We start from the raw sequence: 8530 nt of genomic DNA, 5'->3' as shown, positions 1-8530 counted from the left end.
CTTTCCTTGATCCGATGTCTGTGGGTGTGCGGTGGCCGGTGTCAGCTGTCGGACAGCCGGGCGACGAGCTCGCGTTTGCTGATCTTCCCCACGGCGGTCAGGGGGAACTCGGTCACGACGACGAGCTTGTCGGGCAGCTTGTAGCGGGCCACGCCGAGTTCTGTCAGGTACGCCTTGAGCGCCTTGAGCTTCGGCGCCCCTTGCTCGCTCGCCACGATCACCGCGCACACCAGCTCGCCGAGCAGATCGTCGGGCAGCCCGATCACGGCCGCCTGGGCGACCGCGGGGTGCGCGAGCAGGTGGTCCTCAAGCTCCGTCGCGGGAACCTTCTCCCCACCGCGGTTGACCACGTCCTTGATCCGACCCTCGACCACCAGGTGACCGCTGGGGAGCTGACGCACCAGGTCACCGGTGCGGAAGTACCCGTCCGCGGTGAAGACCGCCGCGTTGTGCGCGTCGGCGCGGAAGTAGCCACGCGGGGTGTACGGGCCTCGGGTGAGCAACTCCCCCACCTCGCCCGGCGCGACCTCGTGCCCGTCCGCGTCGACCACCCGCACCTCGTCGTCCGGGCTCAGCGGCCTGCCCTGGGTGTTCTCGACCAGCTCGACCGGATCGTCGGCGCGCGTGTAATTGAGCAGTCCCTCAGCCATCCCGAAGACCTGCTGTGCGTGACAACCCAGTGCGCCCGGGATCTCCCTGGCCAGTTCGGAGTCCATTTTGGACCCTCCGACCTGCACGAGCCGCAGGCTGGACCGGTCACCCGGGGACCAGCGCGCGGCGTCGACCCACATCCTGGCCATGGGCGGCACCAGCGCGGTGACGGTGATCCGCTCGCGTTCGATGAGGTCGAAGGCGACGTCCGGGCTCGGCGCCGGGGCCATGACGGCCGTGCCGCCGACACCGAGTACCCCCAGCAGCCCTGGGCACGCGAGCGGGAAGTTGTGCGCGATGGGCAGGCTGACCAGGTACCGGTCCTCCGCCGTCAGGTCGCACACCTCCGCGCTCGCCCGCGCGTTGTAGGCGTAGTCGTCATGGGTTCGGGTGATCAGCTTGGGCCGCCCGGTCGTCCCGCCGGAGATCAGCAGCACGGCGACGGCACCGGGGTCGATCGGCGGGACTAGCGCGAGCGAACCCGGATCCCCGGCGACGGCGTCGAGGGCGGTGAAGCTGCCTGGATCGCCGACGACCAGCACGTGGTCGGCCACCGACGGGATCTGCTCGGCGAGCGTTCGGTGGTCGAACCCCTGGTGGACGTCGGGGATGACGTAGCCGATCGCACCGGACAGCTCCGCGAGGTGCGCGATCTCGGTGCGGCGGTGCGCGGGCAGCGCCATCACCGGCACCGCCCCGATCCTGGCCAGCGCGAAGGTCAGCACGACGAACTCGGCGACGTTCGGCAACTGCACGATCAACCGGTCCCCGCGCCGGACTCCCCGGTCGAGCAGCCCGGCGGCGAGCACGTCGGCCAGCCGGTCCAGCTCGCGGTAGGCGATCCTGCGGTCGCCGTCGACCACCGCGACCGAGTCACCGTGGCGCACAGCCCAGTCGGCCAACAGCCCGCCAAGGGTCTCCCCTCGCCAGTAGCCCGCGGCCCGGTAGCGGGCCGCCACGTCCTCGGGCCAGCCGACCGCGCCGTCAAGCGACGTAGCCCTCATGCCAAACCCTCGGCTCGGGCGAGCACCTCGTCGTCGCTGAGGGACTCGATCTCCCACACCAACTCGGCCACGGATTCCAGCCGTCCCGGCCGGTCCTGGGCGAGGATCAGCTCAGCGGCGAACCCGGCGACGGTCGGGGCGGCGAACAGCGTCCGCACCGTGACGGTCCGCGTGTCCAGCAGCTCCCGCAGTCGCGACACGATCGCGGTCGCGATCACGGAGTCGCCGCCGACCGTGAACAGCTCCTCGTCGCGCCCGACCCGCTCCAGGCCGAGCACTTCACGCCACACAAGATCGATCACGTTCTCCAGCGGACTCTGCGGGCCCGCGCCGTCCTCGCGGGCGACGTCCCCGATCAGGCGGCGAACCGCCGAGCGGTCGACCTTTCCGTTGGTGCTCAACGGAATGGCGTCCAGGACGACGATCCGGTCCGGCACCATGTGGGTGGGAACCAACTCGCGAACCCGGTCGGCGACCGCGATCGGGTCGACCGCGTCGGAGTCCGGCACGACGCCCGCGACCAGGGTGCGGCGACCTGCCCCGGTGACCACGGCGACGGCCTCGCGCACGGCCGCGTCGGCCACGAGCGCCGCCTCGACCTCGCCCAACTCGACCCGGTAGCCGCGAATCTTCACCTGGTCGTCGCGGCGGCCGAGGAACTCGAGGCCGCCGTCGTCGAGGTACCGGGCGATGTCGCCGGTCCGGTACCAACGCAGGCCCTCGTGGGTGACGAAGCGGTCAGCGGTCCGGTCCGGGTCGCCCCGGTACCCCCGCGCGACGCCGTCACCGCCGATCCACAGCTCACCGGGAACCCACTCCGGGCAGTCACGGCCCTGCGCGTCCACCACCCGACACCGCACACCGCGCAACGGGGTGCCGTAGGGCACGGCGTGCCAATGCTCGGGAACGGGACCGGTCACCTCGCACACCGTGGAGTGGATGGCGGTCTCCGTGGTCCCGCCCAACGCCACGAACCGGCAGCCGGGAACCGCCTCGGCCAGCCGCGCAGGCAGATCCACCCCGACCCAGTCACCCCCGAGCAGCACCAACCGCAGCGAGTCCCCCAACGCCGTCCCGGACGTCAACACCATGTCAAGCAGCGCAGGAACGCAGTTGAGGACGGTGACCCGGTGCTCGGCGATCAGCTCGCCCCACGCGGCGGCGTCACGCCGGTCACCCGACGCGATCACCACCGCTCCCCCGACCGACAGCGGCGCGAACAGGTCGAACACCGACAGGTCGAAGTCCAACGCGGACAACGCCAACGTTCGGTCGTCCCCGCCGAGCTCGAACCGGTCGATCAGGTCGTCGATCGTGGCCATGGCCGCGCGATGCGGGACCTCGACCCCCTTGGGCTCGCCGGTCGAACCCGAGGTGAACAGGACGTACGCCAAGTCCTCCTGGTCCACGCGGACGAATTCGGGAAGTGGGTCGCCCGCGCGCGTCTCGGCGAGGGTGAGGGTTCCCGGGGTCTCGCCGATGAGCACGCGGTAGCCCGCGAGATCGGCGATGCGGCGAACGCGCGCCTCGGGCTGCTCGACGCCGACCGGCACGTAGGTGCCGCCCGCGGCCAGCACACCCAGCACGGCGACGATCTGATCCGGGCCCTTGGGCAGCGTGACGCCGACGGTGTCGCCGGGTCGAACGCCGCGCGCGACAAGCGCGCCTGCGACGCGCAGCGCCCGGTCGGCGAGGTCACCATAGGTGATCGTCTCGGTGCCCAGAACCGCGATGGCGTCCGGGTTTCGGGTCGCCTCGGCGAAGAAGCCGTCGTGGAGTCGACGGCCCGCGCGGAGCCCGCCGGTCTCGTTGACCGAGGCCCGCCGCTGGACCTGCGCGGCAGGCAGCAGACCCGCCACCGGCCGGGTCCACGCATCGGCGTCGGCGGCCAAGGTGTGCACGAGTTCGGAGAACGCGGCGAACATCGCGTCCACCACGCCGTCGGCGAACTCGTCGTCGCGGGAGTCCCAGTTGACGAGCAGCCCACCGTCCAGTTCGGTCACCTGCGCGTCGAGCAGCACCTGCGGCCCCTGCGAGATGATCCACACGGCGTCGCCGAAGCTGCGGCGGACACCCTCGTCGAACAGCTCGCCCAGGCTCAACGCGCTGGTGAACACGATCGGCGCGAGCACCTGTTCACCGCGCAGGCGAGTCAGGTCACGCAGCACCTCGACGCCGGTGAAGTCGGCGTGGGCGGCGTCGGCGTGCATCCGGGACTGGGTCTGCCGCGCCCGGTCGGCGAACGACGCCGGTCGGGACAAGTCGATCTCCAGCAGCACCGAGCTGGTGAAGTCGCCGACGATCTCGGCGACGTCCGGGTGGATCGGCTCGCGGTCGAACAGTGGCACGTTGATCAGGAACCGTGGTTCGGCGCTCCAGGTGCCGATGACCTCGGCGAACGCGGTCGCGACGGCCATCGCCGGGGTGATCCCCTGCGTGCGGGCCCGGTCCGCGAGCGCCGCGCGCTGCTCGGGCGACAGTGTCGTCGCCCGGCGGGTCACCCGGGGCTTGCCGGAGTCGCGGCGCCGCGTCGCGGCGGGCAGGTCGGGCGCGCCGGGCAGGTCGGGCAGCCGGTCACGCCACCACAGGGCCGCGTCGCGCGCCGCCTCGGCCCGCGCCTGCGGGCGCGCGGAGCGGTACTGACGGAAGCTGTAGCCCGGTGTGCCGGTGGTTCCCGTGTGGTCGGCGTACAACTCGGCCAGGTCGGCGAGCATGATCCGATAGCTGACCGCGTCCGCCGCGACCATGTCGACGTCGAGGTGCAGCCGGGTGCGACCGTCGGGCAACAGGGTCAACTCGGTCGCGAAGACCTCCCCGGCCTCGATGTCGAGCATCCGGTGCGAGTTCGCGTCCCGGATCGCCTCCAGTCGCGCGGTTCGCTCGTCCTCGGCGATGTCGCGCAGGTCGTGTACGACCAGACCACGCCAGCCCGACGTCTCGGCGATGCGCTGGCGCCCGTTGTCGGTGATGACGACCCGCAGCATGTCGTGCCGCTCGATGAGGCGACCGATGGCGGCGGTGAGGCGCTCCGGGTCGATGTCCGATCCGTCGAACTCGGAATACAGGTGGGCCGCCACCCCGCCGAGCCGGTGTCCGGCGGTCCGGCCGACCCAGTAGGCGTGCTGGAGCACGGCCAGGCCGAAGGTCTCGTCGTCGGGGTCGTCCGAACTGTCCGACGACGCCGGGACAGCGGTGACCGGCCTGCGCTCGGCCAGCAGTTTCGACCAGCCGTCCAGCGTCGGGTTGCCCGCCAGTTCGGCGAAGTTGACGTCGATGCCCGCCTGCCGCCAGGTGCTGACGAGCTTCATCAGCGCGATTGACTCCAGGCCCAGCTCGAACAGGTTGGCCTGCGCGTCGATCGCGGCGGGCTCCTCCTCGGTCAGGTCGGCGGCGATGTGCCGCAGGCCCGCCACAGTCAGGTCCGGTTCGACGCTCTCGTCCGAAGTGGACACCACGGTCGCTCCCGTCGGATCAGCGGGGACCAGGAACCGGGAGATGCTGCGCAGCTTCTCCCGGGTCTCCTCGAGTTCCCGTTCTGGCGTGGACATGCCGACGACACCCGCGCCCGCGCGCAGCCAGGTCCGCCCGTCCTGGGAGAACACTGTGCGCAACACCAGCGCCGCGTCGAATCCGCCGTCGGCGTCGATGGCGAGCACGGCTCCGCTATAGAGGCCACGCGGCTCTTCGTGCCGCGCGATCAGGTCGAACGCCTCGGGCTTGGGGATGCCGGACGCGGTGATCGCCGGGAACAGCGCCGCGAACGCGTGCCACGCGCCCTTGCCATCGGCGAGCTTGCCGCTGACCCGGGAGGCCAGGTGCTGGACGCTGCCCCGCTCCTTGATCGTCATGAACTCGTCGACGGTCACCGACCCGGGACGGCACAACGTCTCCAACTCGTCCTGGGCGAGCCGCACGGAGATGGCGTGTTCGAACACCTCCTTGGGGTCGCCGAGAAGCTCGACGCGGCGGCTCAGGTCGGTCGCGGGATCGCCGACCAGGCCGCGGGTGCCCGCCAGCGGCTGGGTCGAGACCCGCCCGTCCGGGTACACCTCGACCACGGTCTCCGGGCTGAACCCGGTCGCCCGCAGGCCGCCGAGGTCGAGCAGGAACGAACGCGCCGGGGTGTTGCCCCGCCTGCCCGCCACATAGGTGGCGACCAGGTCGATCTCCATCGGCACCGACACGACCCGCGACAGAATGACTTTCTGCAGCCGCTCGGCGCGAATGTCCTCGACCGCGGCCGCCACGGCGGCGCGGTAGGCGGGGTCATCCGGCGCGGCCAGGTCGACCCCGGTGTGCGGCGCCCCCCAGGTGACAGCAGGCGCGTCGAGCGCGGCCTGAAGGCGGTCGAGCCCGCGGTCGTCGGCGGCGTGCAGTTCGACGCCGCCGTCCTGGAACACGACTTCCTCGGCGGGCACCACGATGTGCATCAGCGGCGCGTCGCCCGCGGCCTCGGCCACCCCGTGCAGCAGGTGCGCCAGTTCGAACCCGGCCCAGCCGTAGGCCCGCCGCCACGGCACCCGCAGCTCGGCGAGCAGCGTCGAGATCTGCGCCAACGGATCATCCGACACCGAGACGGAACGAACCAGCCCACCCAGCGCGATGGTGATCGCGTGCCGATTCATCCGCAGCTCGGCGACGGCACCGGAGGCGAAGGTCCACCGTCCGTCCCGCTCGTAGACGACGAACGGCCCGTCGGCCTGCCTCGCCAGCGCCGCCACAGCGGTCACGGCGTCGGATACGGAACCCTCGTAACGCCGCGAGCGCCAGTCGTGGACCTTCATTCCGTCACGCCCGCCCGTCGGCGCGCATCGCCACGACCAGGCTCGTCGGCCGCATGTCCGTCCACGAACGCTCGATGAACTCGACGCACGACGCACGTGACGCGGCCCCGAAGACCGAGGTCCACCCCGCGGGCACCTCGGCGAAGGTCGGCCACAGCGAGTGCTGGTTCTCTTCGTTGACCAGGACGAGGAACTCACTGTTCTCGTCGTCGAAGGGATTGCCGGACATCTGCTGGAACCTCCAAGAAGGGCCGGGTGGGCATGGCGGAGCGGCCGGCCACGCTGTGGTGACCGACCTGAGAGTCAGGTTTGGTGCTCGACTACTCGCGACGAACCGGGGGTGACATAGCGCGCGGGAGGCCCCACCAGGACATCCGGACCCGCACCGCCACTCCCGTAGTTAGGTTAGCCTAAGTTATCTTGCGGCAAGCATGGTCACGACGACCACCCCGTGTCAAGAGGAGATAGCCGACATGCCAGGGAGCGTGCGCGGCCGCCGAACGCGACGACGTGACGGCCGCCACGGGCACGCCGCACCCAGGCAGGCTCCCGAGGAGGCGAATGGGCGGATCGTCACCGATGACCTGCCGATCTTGCCGGGGGTGACTCGGGTAATCGAGCTGGCCCAGCACGGTGAGGGTGAGGTGCTGGTGCTCGACGCAACAGCATCAAGTCCCGGGACGTGTTCGGTGCCCCAGCCGCCGAGCAGGCCGTACAGCGGCTCAAGCACTGCGCCGACCGGCCGGCCGACTACACCGAGCAGGTCTTCCAAGCCCTGCACCAGATGTGACCGCTGACCACCCCGACGAACACCGCACGTCGTTCGGCCACGACCGAGCCGACGGCGAGACAGTAGAGGCCCTGTTGAGCACCGAATCGTCCGAGCAGACCACCAAAGCGGCGCGGAGCGCGTTGTTCCCCTTGTACGCGGCGGGGTTCGTCACCGCGTTCGGCGCCCACAGCATCGCCGCCGGCCTGGGCGGCTACCTCGAATCCGGGCACGCTTCGTTGATAACACTGGGCTTGCTGCTGGCCGTCTACGACGGCGCCGAGGTGGTGCTCAAGCCCGTGTTCGGGTCGCTGGCCGATCGGGTCGGGCCGCGCCCGGTTCTGCTCGGCGGGCTGCTGGCCTTCGCCGTTGCGTCGGTGGCGTTCGTGCTCGCGGGCAACCCGGCGCTGGTCGGTGCGGCGCGGCTGGGTCAGGGGGCGGCCGCGGCGGCGTTCTCCCCGGCCGCGGGAGCTTTGGTGGCCCGGCTGACCCCACAGACCGGGCATGGTCGCGCGTTCGGAGGCTACGGCGCCTGGAAGGGGCTGGGCTACACCCTCGGCCCCGTTCTGGGCGGTGTCCTGATCACCCTGGGCGGCTATCCGCTGCTATTCGGCGCGCTCGGGGTACTCGCGGTGGCTGTCGCCGCGTGGGCGGCGCTGGCGGTGCCCGCCGTATCCCCGCTGCCCCGCGCCCGGCAGACCGTGCTCGACCTCGCCCGCAGGCTGGGCACCGGCAGCTTCCTGCGCCCCACGCTGGCCCTGGCGGGCGCCACCGCGGCGCTGGCGGTGGGTGTGGGATTCCTGCCCGTTGCCGGGGCAGGTCACGGTCTCGGCCCGTTGGTCACGGGCGCGCTGGTCTCGCTGCTGGCCGCCACCGCCGCGCTGGTCCAGCCCCGCGTCGGACGCGCCTACGACGCGGGCCGGATCGGCGACGGTCCCGGCATGGCCGCCGGTCTGGCCCTGGCCGCGGCGGGCATGGCCGTCGCCGGTGTACTTCCCGGACTCGCCGGGCTGGTGGGGGCCGCGGTCCTCATCGGCGCCGGAACCGGGCTGGTGACCCCGATCGGGTTCGCACACCTGGCCAAAGGAGCCCCTCCCGAACGGCTCGGGCAGACCATGGGCGCGGCCGAGGTCGGCCGCGAACTCGGCGACGCGGGCGGCCCCCTGCTGGTCGGCGCCCTCGCCGCCGCCGCGGGCGCCTTGAGCTTCGGCTTGATCGGACTCGCCGTCGTGCTCGCCGCCCTAGCGGCGGTGGTCGCGCGGCGGTGAGACCCCGGCGCCCCGTCCTCCGCGGACAACGGGGCGCCGGTCTCCCACCAGACT

General features: G+C 71.7%; 5 protein-coding genes. 2 read left to right on the top strand and 3 right to left on the bottom strand.

All coding sequences use genetic code 11. The annotated features are described in order from the left end of the window. Positions 1 to 41: 41 nt before the first annotated feature. From BN1701_RS08035 to BN1701_RS08025, 3 genes are read right to left on the bottom strand one after another with little or no spacing between them, the layout of a single operon-like run. On the bottom strand, positions 42 to 1655 hold the full coding sequence (locus BN1701_RS08035; RefSeq protein WP_054046961.1) for a (2,3-dihydroxybenzoyl)adenylate synthase: 1614 nt from the start codon (positions 1653 to 1655) through the stop codon (positions 42 to 44). Beyond that, positions 1652 to 6385: a salicylate synthase gene (locus BN1701_RS08030; protein ID WP_231949533.1), complete on the bottom strand. Its 4734-nt coding sequence runs from the start codon at positions 6383 to 6385 to the stop codon at positions 1652 to 1654. The genes BN1701_RS08035 and BN1701_RS08030 overlap by 4 nt, the downstream gene beginning before the upstream one ends. 58 nt (positions 6386 to 6443) lie before the next feature. Next, on the bottom strand, positions 6444 to 6668 hold the full coding sequence (locus BN1701_RS08025; protein WP_054046959.1) for an MbtH family protein: 225 nt from the start codon (positions 6666 to 6668) through the stop codon (positions 6444 to 6446). Positions 6669 to 7121: 453 nt separating this feature from the next. On the opposite strand from BN1701_RS08025, the gene BN1701_RS38100 reads away from it, so the two are divergent. Further along, positions 7122 to 7229, top strand: a complete 108-nt coding sequence (locus BN1701_RS38100; RefSeq protein WP_369800506.1) for a Chromate resistance protein ChrB — start codon at positions 7122 to 7124, stop codon at positions 7227 to 7229. Between the two features lie 74 nt (positions 7230 to 7303). Continuing rightward, positions 7304 to 8476, top strand: coding sequence for an MFS transporter (locus BN1701_RS08020; RefSeq protein ID WP_054055711.1), 1173 nt, complete (start codon positions 7304 to 7306; stop codon positions 8474 to 8476). Positions 8477 to 8530: the final 54 nt, after the last annotated feature.

The sequence above is a fragment of the Alloactinosynnema sp. L-07 genome, assembly GCF_900070365.1.
Lineage (GTDB): Bacteria > Actinomycetota > Actinomycetes > Mycobacteriales > Pseudonocardiaceae > Actinokineospora.
The sequence above is the reverse complement of the archived record's forward strand: the minus strand, read 5'-3'. Positions and strand labels throughout refer to the sequence as shown.